The organism is Polaromonas sp. 39-63-25 (genome assembly GCF_002278925.1).
In the GTDB taxonomy this organism is placed as follows: Bacteria; Pseudomonadota; Gammaproteobacteria; order Burkholderiales; family Burkholderiaceae_C; genus Polaromonas.
In genome coordinates this window covers 544,581-562,202 of record NZ_NCJH01000006.1, presented here as the reverse complement: position 1 = coordinate 562,202, position 17,622 = coordinate 544,581, and the positions used below count along the sequence as shown (strand labels likewise).

Here is a 17,622-nt window from a genome sequence, read left to right as displayed (position 1 = left end):
GCCGCCTGCAAGGGGCTGTCTCCCGTAAAACAAAGGTAATTCATGAGCTTTTCAGGCTTTGTCGTCCAGTTGCTCAATGGTCTGGCCGGTGCGTCGTCGCTGTTTCTGGTGGCGGCCGGGCTGTCGCTGATCTTTGGCGTGACGCGCATCGTCAATTTCGCGCACGGCTCATTTTTCATGGTCGGCATTTATGTGGCCTATTCGCTGGTGGCCACCCTGGGCGGCACGGTCGGCTTCTGGCCGGCCCTGCTGCTGGCTGCGTTGGCCGTCGGTGTGCTTGGTGCGCTGGTCGAAGTCCTGCTGCTGCGCCGCATCTACCGGGCGCCCGAACTGTTTCAGCTGCTGGCCACCTTTGCGCTGGGCCTGGTGATCAAGGACGGGGTGCTGTGGTTCTGGGGGCCTGAAGAATTGCTCGGCCCGCGGGCGCCCGGCCTGACAGGTTCGGTGTCCATCCTTGGCCGGCAATTTCCTTCCTATGACCTGTTCCTGATTGTTGCCGGTCCGGTGGTTCTCGGCCTGCTCTGGCTGCTGCTGACCAAAACCCGCTGGGGCACGCTGGTGCGTGCCGCCACGCAGGACCGGGAGATGGTCAGCGCGCTCGGGGTCAACCAGGCCTGGCTGTTCACCGCGGTGTTTGCGCTGGGTGCACTGCTGGCGGGCCTGGGCGGTGCACTGCAGCTGCCGCGCGAACCGGCCAACCTCGAGATGGACCTCAACATCATCGGCGCCGCCTTTGTGGTGGTGGTGGTCGGCGGCATGGGCTCCATCCCCGGCGCCTATGTGGCGGCATTGCTGATTGCGGAGCTGAAGGCCATTTGCATCTGGCTCGGTCTGGTGGAAATCTGGGGCGTCAGCATTTCGTTTTCCAAACTCACCCTGGTGGTGGAGTTTCTCGTGATGGCCGTCGTGCTGGTGGCCCGTCCCTGGGGCCTGTTCGGCCGGCCCCAGGCGACCAGCCGCCATGCCGGCACCGCCGAGGCGCCGCTGCGCCCGCCCGATCGCCTCTACAAGTTCGGCGGCGCCGCCCTGCTGGCCCTGCTGGTCCTGATGCCTGCGCTGACCGCCCAGTCGCCGTATGTGACGGTCCTGCTGATTGACCTGCTGGTGGCCGTGCTGTTTGCGGCCAGCCTGCACTTCATCATGGGGCCGGCCGGCATGCATTCCTTTGGCCATGCGGCCTACTTCGGCCTGGGGGCCTACGGCGCGGCCCTGCTGGTGCGCAGCCTGAACCTGCCGATGGAGGTGGCGCTGGTTGTCGCGCCTGCGCTGGCGGCGCTGGGCGCTTTCATCTACGGCTGGTTCTGCGTGCGGCTGTCGGGCGTCTACCTGGCCATGCTGACGCTGGCGTTTGCCCAGATCACCTGGGCAATCTGCTACCAGTGGGATGCCTTCACCGGCGGCAGCAACGGGCTGACCGGCGTCTGGCCGTCCGAATGGCTGGCCGACAAGAAGATGTACTACTACCTGACCCTGGCGCTGGTGGCCGGGGCGGTGCTGATGATGCACCGCATGCTGTATTCACCCTTTGGTTACGCCATGCGTGCTGCACGCGATTCGGTGCTTCGCTCCGACGCGATCGGCATCGACGTCAAACGCATGCAATGGGTGGCTTTTGTCATTGCCGGCACCTTCGCGGGCCTGGCCGGTGCGCTGTATGCGTTCTCCAAAGGCAGCATTTCCCCGGAAAGCCTGCATGTGAGCAAATCCATTGACGGTCTGGTCATGGTGCTGCTGGGTGGTGTGCAGACGCTGGTGGGGCCCATCGTCGGTGCCGTCACCTTCACCTGGCTGCACGACACGGTAGCGCGCAACACCGACTACTGGCGCGCCATGCTGGGCGCCATCATCCTGATTCTGGTGCTGCTGTTTCCGCAAGGGATTGCCGGCTTTGTCCAGCAACTGCTGTCGCGCCTGCGCGGCGCGAAGGAGGGGCAGTCATGAGCTTGCTCAAAGTAGCCGGCCTCGGCAAATCATTCGGTGGCGTCAAGGCGGTTGACGGCATCAGCTTCGAGCTGGCCGCCGGCGAGTTGCTGGCGCTGATCGGGCCCAACGGCGCCGGCAAGTCGACCACCTTCAACATGGTCAACGGCCAGCTGCGCGCCGATGCCGGTTCGATCCAGCTGGGCGGCCAGGAACTGATTGGCCTGGCTCCGCGCGACATCTGGCGGCTTGGCGTGAGCCGGACCTTCCAGATTGCAGAGACCTTTTCCTCGCTGACGGTGGTGGAAAACGTCCAGATGGCGCTGCTGTCATCGGACCGCAAGCTGTTTTCGATGTGGCGCCGCGCCGCCGACCACAAGCGCGAGGAGGCGCTGGTGCTGCTCGACCAGGTCAATATGAAGCCCCAGGCCGACCGGCCCTGCAGCGTGCTGGCCTATGGCGACGTCAAGCGTGTGGAGCTCGCCATGGCCATGGCCAACAATCCCAAGCTGCTGCTGATGGACGAACCTACGGCCGGCATGGCGCCCAAGGAGCGCAACGACCTGATGGCCCTGACCAAACAACTGGTTGTCGATCGGGGCATGGCGGTGCTGTTCACGGAGCACAGCATGGATGTGGTGTTTGCCTACGCCGACCGCATGATCGTGCTGGCGCGGGGGCGGCTGATCGCCGAAGGCAAGCCGCTGGAAATCCGCGACCATCCCAAGGTCCAGGAGGTCTATTTCGGCAGCGGCAAGACCTTCGAGAAAAAGACACTGGAAAAGGATGCCGCCTCATGAGCGCTGCGAACGAAGTCCTGCTGCAGGCCCAGGGCCTGTGCGCCTGGTATGGCGCTGCCCAGATCCTCTACGACGTGGGCATCGAGGTGCGGCGCGGTGAAGTGGTGGCCCTGATGGGGCGCAACGGCGCCGGAAAATCAACGACGCTCAAAACGCTGATCGGCATGCTGGACAAGCGGCGCGGCAGTGTTTCCTTCCTGGGGACCGACATTTCAAAAAGCGAACCCCACCACGCGGCGCGTATGGGCCTGGGCTTTGTGCCGGAAGACAGGCGCATCTTCACCGACCTGACGGTGATGGAGAACCTGGAAGTGGGGCGGCAGCCGCCGCGCCGCTGGCCCGACGGCAGCGAGGCGCCGGTCTGGACGCCCGAGCGGCTGTTCAAGTTGTTTCCCAACCTCGGCGAGATGCCGGACCGCCAGGGGGGCCGCATGAGTGGCGGCGAACAGCAGATGCTGACCGTCGCCCGGACCCTGATGGGCAACCCCTACCTGGTCCTGCTCGACGAGCCCTCGGAAGGTGTGGCACCGGTGATTGTCGAGCAGATGGCACACATGATCCTGGAACTCAAGTCGCAGGGCGTCAGCATTTTGCTGTCCGAACAGAACATGCATTTTGCGGAACTGGTGTCGGACCGGGCCTATGTGCTCGAAAAGGGCCAGATCCGTTACGAGGGCTCCATGGCCGAGCTGTCGGCCAACGAAGAGGTGCGGCGCGCCTACCTCAGCGTTTAGTGCGCCAGTTGTTGTCAACGTCATTCAACCCGTTTAAGGAGATTTCATCATGCATCCCGCTACCCGCAGAACCCTGTTGAAAACCCTGTCCGGCGCCGGCCTCGTCGCTGCTGCCGGCCTGGCTGGCCGCGTGGCCTTTGCCGCCGGCATCAAGCCCGACGCCAAAAGCGCGCTGATTGTTGTCGATGTGCAGAACTGTTTTGTGACCGGGGGCACGCTGCCGGTCAAGGGCGGCGAAGAGGTGGTGCCGGTCATCAACAAACTCGCCGGCGCTTTCGAGAACATCGTGATCACGCAGGACTGGCACACCAAGGGCCATGCGTCCTTTGCCAGCACCCATGCGGGCAAGAAACCCTTCGAAGTCAAAAAACTGGCTTATGGCAACCAGGTGCTGTGGCCTGACCACTGCGTGCAGGGGACGGACGACGCGGCCCTGCACAAGGACCTGGCGCTGCCCACGGCCCAGGTCATTGTGCGCAAGGGCTACCACCAGGAAGTGGACAGTTATTCGGCTTTCACCGAGGCCGACGGCAAGACGCCGACCGGCCTGGGCGGCTACCTCAAGCAGCGCGGCATCAAGCGCGTGTTTGTGACCGGGCTGGCGACCGACTTCTGCGTCGCCTGGACCGCGATGGACGCGCGCAAGGCGGGCTTCGAGGTCTATGTGATCGAGGATGCCACGCGCGCCATTGACCTGAACGGCTCGCTGGCGGCGGCCTGGAAGCAGATGGCGGCCAAGGGCGTCAAACGCATCCAGTCCAAAGACCTGGCCTGAAGCGCGACCTGACTTGCCCACGATGAGCTCGCAGGTCGTGACCTTCAGCGTCAACCGCTTGACGCGGACGCTGACGGTCTCGCCGCAGGCCTCCCTGTTGGGAGTGCTGCGCAACGACCTCGAACTCAACAGCCCCAAATACGGCTGTGGTCTGGGCGAATGCGGGGCCTGCACGGTGCTGGTCGATGGCGTGGCCGCACGCGCCTGCGTGATCCCGGCCGGCGGCGTGGCCGGCCGCGAGATCACCACGCTGGAAGGTCTCGGGTCCCTGGCGGCGCTGCATCCGGTGCAGCGGGCTTTCATCGAAGAGCAGGCGGCCCAGTGCGGTTACTGCCTGAGCGGCATGATCATGATGACCACCGCCTTGCTGGCGCGCAAGCCGGATCCGACGCAGGACGAGATACGCCGCGAGTTGTCCGGCAACTTGTGTCGCTGCGGCACGCATCTCGAGATCGTGAATGCGGTGCTGCGTGCGGCAGAACTCACGCGGCAAGCCTGTCCCAAAGACCCCCGGCCATGACGCGCCGCGCCGACACCCCCCTCACACGTGCCGACTTTCATGCGGCCGGCGGTGTGCTGCTGGTCACGCGCGAACCGCCACCTGCGCCGCCGCCCGCCCCGGGCCAGCCCGCGCTGGTCAGCGGCAATCCACTCGAAGGGGTGGAGATATTGCTGGCGGTCTGGGATGACGGCAGTGTGACGGCCCTGAACGGCCATGTGGACCTGGGCACCGGCATCCGCACGGCGCTGGGACAGATTGTGGCGGAAGAGCTCGATGTTGCGCTGGCCAGCGTCAACATGGTGCTGGGCGATACCACCCGCGCGCCGAATCAGGGCGCGACCATTGCCAGCGCATCGATACAGATTCATGCCGTCCCGCTACGGGCGGCGGCGGCCCAGGCGCGCGCCTGGCTGGTGGACCGGGCCGCGGGCGTGCTGCAGGTGGACAGGGCGCTGCTGACGGTGCGTGATGGCCTGGTGTCGGTGATCGGCAGCGACGCCCGGTCGGTGGGCTACGGTGCCCTGGTGGCACAACAGCATGTTGAACTTTCGCTGGCGCTGGATTCGCCGCTGAAATCCCCGGAGGACTACCGCATCGTCGGCACCAGCGCGGCGCGCGTCGACATTCCTGCCAAGGCCACCGGCGCACTGACCTTTGTGCACGACATGCGCGTGCCGGGCATGCTGCACGGCCGCGTTGTGCGCCCGCCTTATGCCGGCGCCGACCATGGCGATTTCATCGGCAACACGCTGGAATCGGTCGATGAGTCCTCGATTGCGCATATCCCGGGCATTCGTGCGGTGGTGGTCATCCGCGATTTCATCGGCATCGTCGCCGAGCGCGAGGAGCATGCCGAGCAGGCGCTGCGTGAGCTGCGTGTCCAGTGGAAGCCCTGGCCGGGGCTGACCAATCTTGACGATCTGGAAAACGCCATTCGCGCCAACCCGGCCACGCAGCGCAAGCTGATAAACGAGGGCGACGTGGATGCCGCGATGGCGGGCGCGGCCCAGCGTTTGCCGCGCAACTATGTCTGGCCTTACCAGATGCACGGCTCCATCGGTCCATCTTGCGCACTGGCGGACTGGCAGGAACAGCGCATGACGGTGTGGGCCGGTAGCCAGAACCCGCATGTGCTGCGTGCCGACCTGTCACGCCTCATGGGGCTGGCGGACACGGCCATCGACGTGATCCGCATGGAGGCGGCCGGCTGTTACGGCCGCAACTGCGCCGACGATGTGGCGGCCGATGCGGCTTTGCTCTCGCGCGCTGTCGGTGCGCCGGTGCGGGTGCAGCTCACGCGCGAGCAGGAACACGCCTGGGAGCCCAAGGGCGCGGCCCAGCTCATGCAGGTCAACGGCGGGCTCAATGCCGACGGCTCGGTCGCCGCCTACGATTTTCAAACCTCCTACCCGTCCAACGGTGCACCGACACTGGCGCTGCTGCTCACGCGCACCGTCGAGCCGGTGGCACGCGCCTATGAAATGGGCGACCGCAGTGCTCGCCCGCCTTACGACTACGAGAACCTTCGCGTGTCGGTCAACGACATGCCGCCCATGTTGCGCGCTTCGTGGCTGCGCGGTGTGTCGGCGCTGCCCAATTCCTTTGCCCACGAGTCCTACATCGACGAGCTGGCCACCGCGGCCGGCGTGGACCCGGTCGAATTCCGCCTGCGTTACCTGAGCGAGCCACGTGCGGCGGAACTGCTGCGCGCCACGGCCGACCGTGCCGGCTGGAAAGTCCACACACAGCCGCAGCAGGCTGAAGGGGAAAGCGGGGCATCCGACATCGTGCGCGGACAGGGCGTGGCTTATGCGCGTTATGTCCACAGCAAGTGGCCGGGTTATGGCGCGGCCTGGGCCGCCTGGGTGGCCGACGTCGAGGTCAACCGCAAGACCGGCGAAGTGCAGGTCCGGCGTGTGGTGGTGGGCCATGACGCCGGCACGCTGATCAACCCCGCCGGTGTGCAGCACCAGATCCACGGCAACGTGGTGCAGACCACCAGCCGGGCGTTGACCGAGCAGGTCAGCCTGAACCCGACAACCAACACCGTGGCCAGCCTGGAGTGGGGCAGTTACCCCATCCTGAGTTTCAGGGATGTGCCGGTGATCGAGGTGGTAACCATGGCGCGCCCGGGCGAGCCGCCGCTGGGCGCGGGCGAGTCGGCCTCGGTGCCCGGGACGGCCGCCATTGCCAATGCCATTTTTGATGCCACCGGCGTGCGGTTTCGCCAGCCGCCTTTCACCGCGGAGGTGGTGCGTGCAGCGCTGCAACCGGCGCCCGATCAGGTGCCGGCCGTGTCGCCTGCCCTGGCCGCGCCGCCCCCGTTGGCCCGCCCGCCCGTCAACGCGCCCTGGCCCCAGGGCCTGGGCCGCTGGTCCCGCACCGGTGCCATGCTGGCCGGCGTGTTTGGTCTGGCGGCTGCCCTGCTGGGCTGGCGGCCCGCAATTGCACCGGTGTTGTCCAGCAGTTCTTCGATCTACACCGCGGCGACGATTGAGCGCGGCCGGCAGCTCGCTGCGGCCGGTGACTGTGTGGTGTGCCACACCGCGCCCGGCGGCACGCCGAATGCCGGCGGCCGCGCGATGGAGACGCCCTTCGGCAAGATATTCACCACCAACCTCACGCCCGATGCGCAGACCGGCATCGGCCTGTGGTCCTTCAGCGCTTTCCAGCGCGCCATGCGTGAAGGTATCTCGCGTGACGGGCACCATTTGTACCCGGCCTTCCCTTACACGGCCTTTGCCAAAACGAGTGATGAAGATTTAACCGCGCTGTACGCTTACCTGATGGCGCAGCCTGCCGTGCGCTCGGAGACACCCGCCACGCAGCTCGCTTTTCCCTTCAATGTGCGTCCCCTGATGGCGGCCTGGAATGCGATGTTTCATGACCCGGCGCCTTACCGCACGGACCCGACACAAACCGTGGAATGGAACCGCGGCGCCTACCTGGTCAACGGCCTGGGCCATTGCGGTGCCTGCCACACGCCGCGCAACGCACTGGGCGCCGAACGCGGCGGCCAGGCCTTCCTGTCCGGTGCGGTGGTCGACGGCTGGGAAGCGCCCGCGCTGACGGCCCTGTCGCGCGCGCCCGTGCCCTGGTCTTCCGCCGAGTTGTACCGCTACCTGCGCAACGGCTACAGCCTGCAGCATGGTGCTGCCGCCGGACCCATGGGTCCGGTGGTCAAGGAGCTCGGCGCCTTGCCCGACGATGACATCCGGGCCATGGCCAGCTACCTGACCTCGTTCAACCAGCCCCTGGCCGAGCCCGAGAGTGCCGAACGCGCCAGGCAGGTGGTGCTGGCGGCGCAGCAGAGCGGCGCGGCGCTGCCCGGCCCCGGTCAGCGCCTGTTCAACGGCGCCTGTGCCTCCTGCCACCACGACGGGGACGGGCCCAAGCTGCTGGGTGTCAACACGCCGCTGGCCCTGAACAGCAAGCTGCAGAGCGAGCGACCCGACAACCTGATTCGTGTGATTCTGGAGGGCATTCGCGCACCGGCAACGGCAGCGATTGGCTTCATGCCGGCTTTCCAGCACAGCCTGGACGACGACCAGATTGCCACGCTGGCTAGCTACATGCGCAGCCGGTATGCGCCGGGGCAGCCTGCATGGAAAGACCTGCCGGCCGCCGTATCGCGCCTGCGCGCCACGGCGGGAAGCCGCGAAGGTGTGGCTGAACTGCTATCAAATAAATAGCTTTTTCCGCCCGATAGTATTGGGCTGGAGGCCTATTTCATTGACAAGACGATGCAAGGCGAGTGCTACGCCGGCTCTTGAGCACCCAGCCACTGAGCCAGCACCTCGGCCGTGTGTTCGCCGAGCATGGGCGGCGGTCGCTGGTAAGCCACGGGCGAACCGGACAGGCGGATCGGATTGGCCACCAGCGGCACGCTCCCGGCCAGCGCATGCGGCATGTTGATGTGCAGGCCGCGCGATTGCACCTGCGGGTCGGCAAACACTTCATCGATGCGGTTGATGGGGCCGCAAGGCACACCGGCGGCTTCCAGCGCGGCTATCCAGTCTGCCGAAGTCCGCATCACCGTGGCCTGGCGCAGCAAGGGCACGAGCGCCGCGCGGTTCGCCACACGCTGCGCGTTGGTGGAAAAGCGCGCATCGGCCGACCATTCGGGATGGCCCGCGACCTTGCAGAATCTGGCGAACTGCTCGTCGTTCCCGACAGCGAGGATGATGTCGCCGTCGGCCGTGGGGAAGGCCTGGTAGGGCACGATGTTCGGGTGTGCATTGCCCATGCGGCGCGGCACCAGTCCACCCGCCAGGTAGTTGGAGGCCTGGTTGGCCAGGCAGGCAATCTGCACGTCCAGCAGCGCGAGGTCGATGTGTTGTCCCAGGCCCGACTTTTCGCGCTCGGCCAGGGCGGCCTGCACGGCAATCGTGGCATACAGGCCGGTCATGATGTCGGTCAGCGCCACGCCGACTTTCTGTGCCCCGGCACCAGGCTCGCCGTCCGGCTGGCCGGTCACGCTCATCAGCCCGCCCATGCCCTGGATCAAAAAGTCGTAACCCGCGCGCGCCGCGTAAGGACCGGTCTGGCCGAAGCCGGTGATGGAGCAATAGACGAGGCGCGGGTTGGCGGCGCTCAGGCTGGCGTAATCCAGTCCATAACGCTTGAGCCCGCCGACCTTGAAGTTCTCCAGCACCACGTCGGCCTGTTGCGCCAGCGCGCGCACCTGCGCCTGGCCTGCAGGTGTGGCGATGTCGATGGCGACGGAGCGCTTGTTGCGGTTGGCGCAGAGAAAGTAGGCGGCCTCGGTGGTGTCGCGGCCCGAGCCGTCCTTCAGGTAGGGCGGGCCCCAGGCGCGCGTGTCGTCACCGCCCTGCGGTTTTTCAACCTTCACCACGTCGGCACCCAGGTCAGCGAGCAGCTGCCCGGCCCAGGGGCCGGCGAGCACACGCGACAGATCCAGCACCCGGACGCCGGTCAGCGGCGGCGGGCGAACAGCGGAGCCTGTCATGGCTTCAGGAAAACGCGGCGATGCCGGTGATCGCGCGGCCCAGGATCAGCGCATGCACGTCGTGCGTGCCTTCGTAGGTATTGACCACTTCGAGGTTGACCAGGTGCCGCGCCACGCCGAATTCGTCGCTGATGCCGTTGCCACCCAGCATGTCGCGCGCCATGCGGGCAATGTCGAGCGCCTTGCCGCAGGAGTTGCGTTTCATGATCGAGGTGACTTCAACGGCGGCCGTGCCTTCATCCTTCATGCGGCCCAGGCGCAGGCAACCTTGCAGGCCGAGGGCGATTTCGGTTTCCATGTCGGCGAGTTTTTTCTGGATCAGCTGGTTGGCGGCCAGCGGGCGGCCGAACTGCTTGCGGTCCAGCGTGTACTGGCGCGCCTTGTGGAAGCAGTCCTCGGCCGCGCCCAGCGCGCCCCAGGCGATGCCGTAACGCGCGGAGTTGAGGCAGGTGAACGGACCCTTGAGACCGCGCACGTCGGGGAAGGCGTTTTCCTCGGGGCAGAATACTTCGTCCATGACGATTTCGCCGGTGATGGAGGCGCGCAGGCCGACCTTGCCGTGTACGGCGGGCGCGCTCAGGCCTTTCCAGCCTTTTTCCAGCACAAAGCCGCGGATGGCGCCTTCATCGTCTTTGGCCCAGACCACAAACACGTCGGCGATCGGGCTGTTGGTGATCCACATCTTGGCGCCCGAGAGCTTGTAGCCGCCGTCCACCTTTTTGGCGCGTGTGATCATGCTGCCGGGGTCGGAGCCGTGGTTGGGTTCGGTCAGGCCGAAGCAGCCAATCCATTCGCCGGTCGCGAGTTTCGGCAGGTACTTCTGTTTCGTGGCTTCGTTGCCGAACTCGTTGATCGGCACCATCACCAGCGAGGACTGCACGCTCATCATGGAGCGGTAGCCGGAATCGACGCGTTCGACCTCGCGCGCGGCCAGACCGTAACAGACGTAGTTCAGGCCGGCGCCGCCGTAGGCTTCGGGAATCGTGCTGCCGAGCAGGCCCAGCGAGCCCATCTCGCGAAAGATCGCGACATCGGTTTTTTCATGGCGGAAGGCTTCCAGCACGCGCGGTGCCAGTTGCTCCTGGCAGTAGGCGGCGGCGGTGTCACGCACCATGCGTTCGTCGTCGCTCAGCTGCTGGTCGAGCAGCAGGGGGTCGGCCCAGTGGAAGCTGGCTTTGTGGGGGCTGGGGCTCATGGGGAATCTCCAAAGGGGGTGGGTGAGGCCTCTGTGTGCAGAAATCGCAACTCAGGCGGCCGAGGCAAGGATGACGATGGCGCAAGCATACGCTTGCTTCACCGCCGGGCGCAACCGATGATTTGGCACGGGTTTGTGCAAAAATGGAACTCCAACCAAGCCGCCCAGGCAGGAGCCCGCCATGCGTCGAAAAATCCCTTCCACCACGGCGCTGGCGCTGTTTGAATCGGCCGCGCGGCACCAGAGTTTTACCCAGGCGGCGCAGGAACACGCGGTCACCCAGAGCGCGGTGTGCCGCCAGATTGCCGGTCTGGAAGACTTCCTGAGTGTGAAGCTGTTCCGGCGCACCAAACGCGGCGTGCTGCTCACCGAAGCGGGCACCAACTACGCGCGCAACGTGCGCGCACGCCTCGACGACGTGGAGCGCGACACGCTGGCCTTGATGGCCAAGGGCGGCGCCGGCGGGGCGCTGGAGCTCGGCGTGGTGCCGACTTTTGCCGCCAAGTGGCTGGTGCCGCGGCTCGGCGATTTTCAGCGCCTGCATCCCGATATCACGGTGCACCTGTCGTCGCGCACGCGGCCCTTCCTGTTTGCCGATACCGCGCTGGACGCGGCCATTTTCGCGGGCGACGCCGGCTGGCCGGGCACGGAGTCCTGTTTCCTGATGGACGAACGCCTGGTGGCGGTGGGCAGCCCGGCGCTGGTCAGGACGCGACGCACGCTGAAGGCCGCCGACCTGGCGCACCTGCCGCTGCTGCAGATGAGCACGCGGCCTTACGCCTGGCGGCAGTGGTTTGAATCGCTGGGCCTGCACATCGACAACGACCTGGCCGGTGCGCGCATGGAGCTGTTTTCCATCACCACCGAGGCGGCCATTCACGGGCAGGGTCTGGCGCTGATCCCGCGCTTCCTGATTGAAGAAGATCTGAAGCAGGGCCGCCTGGTGCCGCTGATCGAGCACGAGTTCGTCAGCGACCGGCGTTATTACTTCATTTACCCCGAGCAGAAGTCAGAGAACCCGGTGCTGAGGCTTTTTGGGGCCTGGCTCGACGACCAGGCCACCCGTTATCGCGGTGTGGCAACGCCTGCCCCGCAAGCGGCCTAGGTTTCTAGCGCTGGGGGCTGCTGGAGATGCGGCCTTGCTCGCGCCGGTTCTGCGCCTGCTCGCGCAGGGCGCGCTGACCCACCGACTCCTCGCTTTGCCGCTGCCGCTGGTCATCCTGGCGTGTCAGCTCGCGCTGCTGCCGCCACTGGTCACGCTGCAACTGCTGCTGTTCGCGCCTGGCCTGCTCCTGGTCGCTCGGGCCGGGGTGCTGGGGCACCCAGGTGCCGTTGCGCTGCGCCTGCTCCCGCAACGCCCGTTCGCCGAGGCTCTCCTGGCTCTGCCGGATCTGGGCATCCTGCTGGCGCGTCAGCTCACGTTGCCGCCGTTCCTGTTCACGCTGCAGCTGCCATTGTTCCCACTGCGCCCGCTCGATGGCGCTGTAGTCGGGCGGCGGGCCGGTTCCTGTCCAGGTTTCGATCCGGGTGGTGACGGTCGGCAACTGGGCCCAGGCGGGCGTCAGTGCCAGCACCAGCAGGCCGGTGCCCAGCAAGACATGCGATTTCAGAAGGGTGGTCATCAGTGTCTCCATCGGCTGCGCCGCGCGCATTTCAACACCCTACTGTACGCAAAGCGAAAAACAGCGTCGGCGACCCGGCTTGTGGGCACTTTTTACATGAAAAATACCATTCCAGCCCTTGTTCCACGGGCGCAGGCAGCTATTTAATTCATAGCGAATGACCTGACGGCGCAATGTGCGACGATTGCCCCCATGCAAAATTTCTGGCCTTCCAGCGGCTTCCATCAGCTCCAGATCACCTCACGCGGCTGGCTGGCACCCACCGACGATTACCTGCGCCTGTTCCTGAACCGACCCGAACTGGCCCTGGTGCCCGAGTCCTGCGCGGCTGAACAAACGCTGCATGCGGCCTTGCTGGCCGCGCCGTCGCGGCCGGTGACCGAGGCCGAACTGCAGGCCCTGCAGGACGCCGACGCCCGCGAGAGTTACGGCCTGTTTTTGCGCTTTCGTGATGGGCTGCTGGCGGCCGGCACGCTGGAGGCGTATTACCTGGGCCTGTTCCGCAGCGGCAGCATCAGCATCCCGCCGCTGTTCATCGACCTGCTGGCCCAGGCCATCCTGCGCCAGGTGCTGGATGAGGCCACCGATGCCTACGAGGTGCGTGCCGCCGAAATGCTGTTTCGCGCCCAGCGCATCACCACGCAGGACGGCCAGGTGCTGGCCGGCGACCGGGATGTGCTGGACATGCTCAACGAAACCGGCGGGCTGGGCGACTTCGGGCGCTTCCTGGCAGAAGCCAAGGCACCCTTGCGGGCCATCGACATGCAGGTGCTGACGGATGCCAACGCGCCGGATTACTGGCCCGCCAGTGACCGTCACCACTTCCTGCTCGACCTGACGCATGAAATCAGCAACGACCTGAGCCACGGCCTGGTGTTCACCATGACGCGCGCCCGCTCGGGCCTGACGGCGCTGGCCCGCGTGCTGGAGAAATGGGTCGCCCATTTCCTGGGCGTTGTTGTCAGCATCAAGCCCCTGCAAAAGATTGAAGATGACGCCTGGCGCTGGCATGTGGGGCTGGACGTGGAGGCCACGGCGCTGCTCAACGATTTGTACGAAGGCAGGGAGGTGGAGGCCGGACGTTTGCAGCGCCTGGTCAGCCTGTTCCGGCTGGATTTTGCGGATCCGCAGGAGATGCGCGCCGATGTGGCCGCCAAGCCGGTCTACCTGGGCCTGATGATGAATGCCGGCCAGTCGGTCAAGCTCAAACCGCAGAATCTGCTGCTGAACCTGCCGCTGAAGGGGGCCATGTAAATCGCGTCCGGACGGCCGGCTGGCCCTGCATTGCCCCGACTGGGGCGCGGTAGCTTAAAATGCCGGGTTCTGCCAATTTTTTAATCCGGAGTCTTCCATGTCCAAAAAAATCCGCGTCGAAGCCGACATCTGCGCACCCAAGCCCGTTCCCGCCCCTGGCATGACCCGCACGGCCGGCCGTGGTCAAAAGATCAGCCTGGAGCGCGGCACCTGGACCCGCAGCAAAAAGAACCCCGGCAAGCGCCCACACAAAGGCGGCTAAGCCCTGGGCCCGCCTGGGCGGCTTGAGCGCAAGCTGCCCACCCCCGGGCCACTGACATCGCGTCAGGGCCGGGTTCTGTCTCCTGTTTTGCCTCATGCGTCCATGGCGACATGACGGTCATACATTCCACCCCCGCCATTGCCGGACGGTCCGGGTCTGGTTTTGAAGCCAAACTGGCCTCCAACCCTTGGTGGACGGGCGCCAGCAGCTCCTGAATTCATAGTGAACGCGTCCGATCGGGCGCAGGCGGATGGCCGTGAGGCCGAAGCCTACATATTCCGCCGGTACTGCCCACCGACCTCAAAAAGCGCGTGGGTGATCTGGCCGAGTGAGCAGACGCGTACTGCGTCCATCAGCACCTCGAACACGTTGTCATTGGCAATCACCGCCTGCTGCAGGCGCTTGAGCATGGCCGGGGCTTCCTTGGCATGGCGCCGGTGGAAGTCTTGCAGGCGTGCCAGCTGGCTCTGCTTTTCCTCGTCGGTGGAGCGCGCCAGCTCCAGCTTGTCCTGCACGGCGTCGCCATGCGGGTTGCGGAAGGTGTTGACGCCGATGATGGGCAGCTCACCGGTGTGTTTGAGCATCTCGTAATGCATGGACTCGTCCTGGATGCGGCCGCGCTGGTAGCCGGTTTCCATGGCGCCCAGCACGCCGCCGCGCTCCGCGATGCGCTCGAACTCGCTGAGCACCGCTTCTTCCAGCAGCTCGGTGAGTTCCTCGATGATGAAGGCGCCCTGTGACGGGTTTTCGTTTTTCGCCAGGCCCCACTCACGGTTGATGATGAGCTGGATCGCCATCGCGCGGCGCACTGACTCTTCGGTGGGCGTGGTGATGGCTTCGTCAAACGCATTGGTGTGCAGGGAGTTGCAGTTGTCGTAAATCGCAATCAGCGCCTGCAAGGTGGTGCGTATGTCGTTGAACTGGATCTCCTGCGCGTGCAGGCTGCGGCCCGAGGTCTGGATGTGGTACTTGAGCTTCTGGCTGCGCTCGTTGGCGCCGTATTTTTCCTTCATCGCCACGGCCCAGATGCGGCGGGCCACGCGGCCCATCACCGTGTACTCCGGGTCCATGCCGTTGCTGAAGAAAAAGCTCAGATTCGGCGCGAAGTCGTCGATGTGCATGCCGCGCGCGAGGTAGGCTTCGACAAAGGTGAAACCGTTGGACAGGGTGAAGGCCAGCTGGCTGATGGGGTTGGCGCCGGCCTCGGCGATGTGGTAACCACTGATGGAGACACTGTAGAAATTGCGCACGCGGTTGTGCACAAAATACTCGGCGATGTCGCCCATCACCTTGAGGCTGAACTCGGTCGAGAAGATGCAGGTGTTCTGGCCCTGGTCTTCTTTCAGGATGTCGGCCTGCACCGTGCCACGCACGTTTTCCTGCACCCATTCGCGGATTTTTTCGGTTTCGGTGTCCGTCGGTTCCCGGCCATTGTCGGCCCTGAATTTTTCGAGATTCTGGTCGATGGCGGTGTTCATGAACATCGCCAGAATCGTGGGCGCCGGTCCGTTGATGGTCATGCTGACGGAGGTGCTGGGGCTGCACAGGTCAAAGCCGTCGTAAAGCACCTTCATGTCGTCGAGCGTGGCAATCGACACGCCGCTGTTGCCGACCTTGCCGTAAATGTCGGGCCGCAGGTCGGGGTCGTTGCCGTACAACGTGACCGAGTCGAAGGCCGTGCTCAGGCGCTTGGCGGCCATGCCCTGGCTCAGCAGCTTGAAACGCGTGTTGGTGCGGAACGCATCACCTTCACCGGCAAACATGCGTGTCGGGTCTTCGCCCTCGCGCTTGAAGGCAAAGGTGCCGGCGGTGTAGGGGTAGCTGCCCGGCACGTTGTCCAGCATCAGCCACTTGAGGATTTCGCCGTGGTCTTCGTACTGCGGCAGTGCCACCTTGCGGATGGTCGTGCCCGAGAGCGACTTGCTGGTCAGCGCGGTGCGGATTTCCCTGTCGCGGATTTTCACCACATACTCTTCGCCGGCGTAAGCCTGCTGCATCGCGGGCCACTGGATCAACAGCTTGCGTGCGGCCGGGTCCTGGACCTGCTCGCGCTGCACCGCCAGGTCGATGGCGGCTTCCGCGGCCCTGGCCTTGTCGGGCTTGCCGACGGTCAGCATGTCGGCGGCGGCACGCAGTTGCTGGATTTCGCGCGCCAGCGTCGCCTGCTCCCTGCCGCGTTTTTTGTAGCTGCGCACCGTGTCGGCAATTTCAGCCAGGTAACGCGTGCGGGCGGCGGGCACCACCGGCGTCTGGTTGGTGCTGTGGCGCACATCGACGGCGGGCAGGGCGCCTTCGGACAACTGCAGCCCGAGTCCGGCCAGGCGCGGCTTGAGGGCCTGGTACAGCGCGGTGACGCCGTCGTCATTGAAACGTGCGGCCATGGTGCCGAACACCGGCATTTTGTCCGGCGCGGTGCCCCAGGCTTCCTTGTTGCGCTGCACCTGCTTGGCCACGTCGCGCAGGGCGTCGAGCGAGCCCTTGCGGTCGAACTTGTTGATGGCAACAAACTCGGCGAAGTCCAGCATGTCGATTTTTTCGAGCTGACTGGCGGCGCCGAACTCGGGCGTCATCACATACATGGGCACGTCCACCAGCGGCACGATGGCGGCATCACCCTGGCCGATGCCCGAGGTTTCGACCACGATCAGGTCAAAACCGGCCACCTTGCAGGCGGCAATCACTTCGGGCAGCGCCTTGCTGATCTCGCTGCCGAACTCGCGCGTCGCCAGGCTGCGCATGAAAACGCGCGGACCCTGCTGCCAGGGGCTGATGGCGTTCATGCGGATGCGGTCGCCGAGCAGGGCGCCGCCGCTCTTGCGCCGTGAGGGGTCGATGCTGATGACGGCTACACGCAACTGGTCGTTCTGGTCCAGCCGCAGGCGGCGTATCAGTTCGTCGGTCAGCGAGGACTTGCCGGCGCCGCCGGTGCCGGTGATGCCCAGCACCGGTATCTTTTTGATAGCAGCTTGCGCACGCAGCGTCTCGACCAACGCGGGATTTGCCTTGTCGTTTTCAAGCGCGGTGATGAGCTGGGCCAAGGCGCGCCAGGCCATTTCGCCATGGCCTTCGATGGCCTTCAGGTCCGCGGGGGCAAAGCCGGTCAGGTCCTTGTCGCAGCGCATGACCATCTCGCCAATCATGCCGGCCAGGCCCATTTTCTGGCCGTCTTCGGGACTGTAGATGCGCGAGACGCCATAGGCATGGAGCTCGCGGATCTCCGGCGGCACAATCACGCCGCCGCCGCCGCCGAACACCTGGATGTGCTCGCCGCCGCGGCTCTTGAGCAGGTCGACCATGTACTTGAAGTACTCGACGTGGCCGCCCTGGTAGGAACTGATGGCAATGCCCTGCGCGTCTTCCTGCAGCGCCGCCGTGACGACTTCGTCCACGCTGCGGTTGTGGCCCAGGTGGATCACCTCGGCACCCATGCCCTGCAGGATGCGCCGCATGATGTTGATGGCGGCGTCGTGGCCGTCAAACAACGAGGCGGCGGTGACAAAACGCACCTTGTGCGTGGGGCGGTAGCTGGCAAGGGCCTGGTATTCGGCGGACAGGTCGGTCATGGCGGTGCTCTCTGGAGGAGTTGTCT

At 65.5% G+C, this 17,622-nt stretch carries 13 protein-coding genes; 9 read left to right on the top strand and 4 right to left on the bottom strand.

Features of this window, described 5'->3' with window-relative positions; genetic code table 11:
* Positions 1 to 42: 42 nt before the first annotated feature.
* Genes B7X65_RS09120 through B7X65_RS09095 form a run of 6 tightly spaced genes read left to right on the top strand, consistent with a single transcriptional unit; the run spans position 43 to position 8,423 of the window.
* Positions 43 to 1,941 (top strand): ABC transporter permease, encoded by a 1,899-nt coding sequence (locus B7X65_RS09120; RefSeq protein ID WP_293593969.1) that lies wholly within the window; start codon positions 43 to 45, stop codon positions 1,939 to 1,941.
* Positions 1,938 to 2,720 (top strand): ABC transporter ATP-binding protein, encoded by a 783-nt coding sequence (locus B7X65_RS09115; protein WP_293593968.1) that lies wholly within the window; start codon positions 1,938 to 1,940, stop codon positions 2,718 to 2,720. Before B7X65_RS09120 ends, B7X65_RS09115 begins: the two co-directional genes overlap by 4 nt.
* The gene (locus B7X65_RS09110) at positions 2,717 to 3,454 is read left to right on the top strand and encodes an ABC transporter ATP-binding protein (RefSeq protein WP_293593967.1); all 738 of its coding nucleotides are present in this window, start codon (positions 2,717 to 2,719) and stop codon (positions 3,452 to 3,454) included. The genes B7X65_RS09115 and B7X65_RS09110 overlap by 4 nt, the downstream gene beginning before the upstream one ends.
* Positions 3,455 to 3,503: 49 nt before the next feature.
* On the top strand, positions 3,504 to 4,229 hold the full coding sequence (gene pncA, locus B7X65_RS09105) for a bifunctional nicotinamidase/pyrazinamidase (RefSeq protein ID WP_293593966.1): 726 nt from the start codon (positions 3,504 to 3,506) through the stop codon (positions 4,227 to 4,229).
* Between the two features lie 22 nt (positions 4,230 to 4,251).
* Positions 4,252 to 4,749: a (2Fe-2S)-binding protein gene (locus B7X65_RS09100; RefSeq protein WP_293593965.1), complete on the top strand. Its 498-nt coding sequence runs from the start codon at positions 4,252 to 4,254 to the stop codon at positions 4,747 to 4,749.
* Positions 4,746 to 8,423 (top strand): molybdopterin cofactor-binding domain-containing protein, encoded by a 3,678-nt coding sequence (locus tag B7X65_RS09095; protein WP_293593964.1) that lies wholly within the window; start codon positions 4,746 to 4,748, stop codon positions 8,421 to 8,423. The genes B7X65_RS09100 and B7X65_RS09095 overlap by 4 nt, the downstream gene beginning before the upstream one ends.
* 65 nt (positions 8,424 to 8,488) lie before the next feature.
* On the opposite strand, the gene B7X65_RS09090 is transcribed toward B7X65_RS09095, so the two are convergent.
* Positions 8,489 to 9,700, bottom strand: coding sequence for a CaiB/BaiF CoA-transferase family protein (locus B7X65_RS09090; RefSeq protein WP_293593963.1), 1,212 nt, complete (start codon positions 9,698 to 9,700; stop codon positions 8,489 to 8,491).
* 4 nt (positions 9,701 to 9,704) lie between these two features.
* Positions 9,705 to 10,895 (bottom strand): acyl-CoA dehydrogenase, encoded by a 1,191-nt coding sequence (locus tag B7X65_RS09085; protein ID WP_293593962.1) that lies wholly within the window; start codon positions 10,893 to 10,895, stop codon positions 9,705 to 9,707.
* Positions 10,896 to 11,076: 181 nt separating this feature from the next.
* Here B7X65_RS09085 and B7X65_RS09080 point away from each other — a divergent pair, with 181 nt between their 5' ends.
* On the top strand, positions 11,077 to 12,000 hold the full coding sequence (locus B7X65_RS09080; protein WP_293593961.1) for a LysR substrate-binding domain-containing protein: 924 nt from the start codon (positions 11,077 to 11,079) through the stop codon (positions 11,998 to 12,000).
* A gap of 4 nt (positions 12,001 to 12,004) precedes the next feature.
* Here B7X65_RS09080 and B7X65_RS09075 read toward each other — a convergent pair whose 3' ends face one another.
* Positions 12,005 to 12,517 carry a hypothetical protein gene (locus B7X65_RS09075; protein ID WP_293593960.1) on the bottom strand — a complete coding sequence of 171 codons (513 nt, stop codon included), beginning with the start codon at positions 12,515 to 12,517 and terminating at the stop codon, positions 12,005 to 12,007.
* Between the two features lie 192 nt (positions 12,518 to 12,709).
* Between B7X65_RS09075 and B7X65_RS09070 the strand changes: the two genes are divergently transcribed.
* Positions 12,710 to 13,771 (top strand): DUF6352 family protein, encoded by a 1,062-nt coding sequence (locus tag B7X65_RS09070; protein ID WP_293593959.1) that lies wholly within the window; start codon positions 12,710 to 12,712, stop codon positions 13,769 to 13,771.
* Positions 13,772 to 13,868: 97 nt separating this feature from the next.
* Complete coding sequence (locus B7X65_RS09065; protein WP_168173476.1) at positions 13,869 to 14,033, top strand: hypothetical protein; 165 nt, start codon at positions 13,869 to 13,871, stop codon at positions 14,031 to 14,033.
* A 269-nt stretch (positions 14,034 to 14,302) separates the two neighbouring features.
* On the opposite strand, the gene icmF is transcribed toward B7X65_RS09065, so the two are convergent.
* Entirely contained in the window at positions 14,303 to 17,596 is a 3,294-nt protein-coding gene (gene icmF, locus B7X65_RS09060; protein WP_293593958.1) for a fused isobutyryl-CoA mutase/GTPase IcmF, read from the bottom strand.
* Between the last annotated feature and the right edge of the window lie 26 nt (positions 17,597 to 17,622).